Annotated in this window: 3 protein-coding genes; all 3 read left to right on the top strand. The window is 72.0% G+C overall.

The genetic code is table 11. The features are described from left to right. The coding region (locus ACWJ6R_RS34635; RefSeq protein ID WP_449066256.1) for a sugar ABC transporter substrate-binding protein at window positions 1-1,016 on the top strand (1,016 nt) is incomplete at its 5' end. A gap of 410 nt (window positions 1,017-1,426) precedes the next feature. Next, complete coding sequence (locus tag ACWJ6R_RS34630) at window positions 1,427-1,894, top strand: MarR family winged helix-turn-helix transcriptional regulator (RefSeq protein WP_449066255.1); 468 nt, start codon at window positions 1,427-1,429, stop codon at window positions 1,892-1,894. 97 nt (window positions 1,895-1,991) lie between these two features. Continuing rightward, on the top strand, window positions 1,992-2,416 hold a 425-nt coding region (locus ACWJ6R_RS34625), incomplete at its 3' end, for a hypothetical protein (protein ID WP_449066254.1).

Here is a 2,416-nt window from a genome sequence, read left to right as displayed (position 1 = left end):
TGCCGGGGTCCGGCGACGGCGAGACCGCCGCCGCGGCGAAACCCGCCGGACGGGTGGCCCTGCTGCTGCCCGAACGCGCCGCGAGCCGCTACGACGCGGCGGACGCGCCGTACTTCTCGCAGCGGCTCAAGCAGCTCTGCCCCGGCTGCGAGATCGACTACCGCAACGCCGAGCAGGACGCCGGCGAGCAGCTGGCCCAGGCCGAGGAGGCCCTGGAAGAGGGCGCCAAGGTGCTGGTGCTCACGCCGGTCGACAGCGCCGCGGCCGCGGAGATCGTGAAGAAGGCGCACGACCGCGACGTACCGGTCATCTCCTACGACCGCCTGGTGCTCGGCACCGACGTCGACTACTACGTCTCCTTCGACAACGCGAAGGTCGGCCGGCTGCAGGCGGAGTCGCTGCTGTCGGCGCTCGGCGACAAGGCGGGCAGCGGCGAGATCCTGTGGATCAACGGCTCCCCGACCGACAACAACGCCACCCTGTTCAAGCAGGGCGCGCACGCGACGCTCGACGGCAAGGTCCGCATCGCGGCGGAGTTCGACACCCCCGAGTGGAACCCGGACAACGCCAAGGCCTGGACCGCCCGCACGCTGCCGTCCCTGCGCGGGCGCGACCTGGTCGGCGTCTACGCGGCCAACGACGGTACGGCGGGCGGCGCCATCGCGGCGATGCGGGCGGCCGGGCTGCCGGCCGTACCGGTCACCGGGCAGGACGCCGAGATCGCCGCGCTGCAGCGCATCCTCGTCGGACGGCAGCACATGACCGTCTACAAGGCGGTGCGGATGCAGGCGGAGAAGACCGCCGAGCTGGCGTTCGCGCTGCTGGGCGGCGAGAAGCCGGAGGTCGGCGCCACGGTGGACAACGGCGCCGGAGCGGTGCCGTCCATCCTGCTCGACCCGGTCACCGTCACCAAGGAGACCATCAAGGAGACCGTGGTCAAGGACGGCTACGTCACACCGGGCGCGCTGTGCGCCGGCGCCTACGCCGACGCCTGCTCTGCGGCCGGCATCGGCTGACCCGGCCGCCTGGCCGCCCGGTCGGGTGGCCAGGCGGTCGCCTGCCCGGTCGAGTGGCCGCGGAGACCTGCGGAGACCTGTGAAGACCTATGAAGATCCACGCCTGCCCGGCCCTCGGCCGGGCAGGCGTCGCCGGTCTGGGGCCGGACCCCGGGCCGGAGCCTGACCGGAGTCCTTCCCCGGAGAAGGTACGCGGTCTGCCGATCCGAAGAAAAAATGACGACTCAATCGTATAAATCATTGATCGTCACGCAATTTAGCTTTTTGTACGCTTCATCCACAGGTCGGCTCCCCTTTGCGGATGTGACACCATATTTCATGACGTCTCATCTATATCCTCCACCATGTATGGCGCATCATTGGTTCCATAAATTAGATGACATGTCATGCATATTGGGTAGTGTGGACGCATGGACACCCCTCCCTGGCTCGACGACGACCGGCAGCGCGCCTGGCGGGCCTACCTGCGCATGCAGGCACGGCTGAGCGCCGAACTGAACCGGAGGCTGCAGGCCGCCTCCGGCCTGTCCCTGGCCGACTACGAGGTGCTGGTCCACCTCGCCGACGTGCCCGACGGGCGGCTGCGCCCGTACGAACTGCAGCGCGCCCTCGAATGGGAGCAGAGCCGGCTCTCGCACCACCTGAGCCGCATGCAGCGCCGCGGCCTGGTCGAGCGCCTCGAGTGCGCCGAGGACGGCCGGGGGGCCTTCATCGCGCTCACCGGGACGGGCCGGCAGGCGATCGCCTCCGCCGCTCCCGGCCACGTCCAGGCCGTCCGGGACCTGTTCTTCGACGCCCTCGGCCCCGGCCAGGTCGGCCTCCTGCGGGACCTGTCCGCCCAGGTGCTCGCCCGGCTCGACGCCCCGGGCGGCCCGTGAGGCGCGCGCCGCACGGCGTCCCGCCGGTCTTCACCGCACCGGTACGGCGGCCTTCCCGGGGTGGCGCCCGCCCGCTTTCGTCAATACAGTATTGACAGTGCCCACGAGAACGGTCCGGCCGGTGCCGGAGGCCGAGGCGGCCCGCCGCGTCGAGGAGGTCATCGAGCGCCGGGTCCGGTGCGGCGACCCCGATCGGGAGAAGCTGGGCGACGAACCGGTGGAGCTGGTCGCCTACCTCCTCGCCCACCGGCGGGTGCCCGCCGAGGTGCTCCGGCGCGACGTGCTGGACGCCCTGGTCCTGCTGGAGTACGCCCGGCGCGCGGTGCCGGTCCTGCCCGGCCGCCTGGACCGGCTCGAGCACCGGGTGCTGGCGCTCGGGATCGAGACCGGGCTGAGCCTGGGGGAGCTGGCGGCCCCCCTGGGCCTGCGCTCACGCCAGGCCGTGCAGCACCGCCTGCTGCGCCACGCGTCCGCCGAGCGCGGAGCCTCCCGCAGCGAGGTCGCCGAGCGGGCCGCCCGCCG

It is taken from the genome of Planomonospora algeriensis (genome assembly GCF_977012225.1).
The sequence above is the reverse complement of the archived record's forward strand: the minus strand, read 5'-3'. Positions and strand labels throughout refer to the sequence as shown.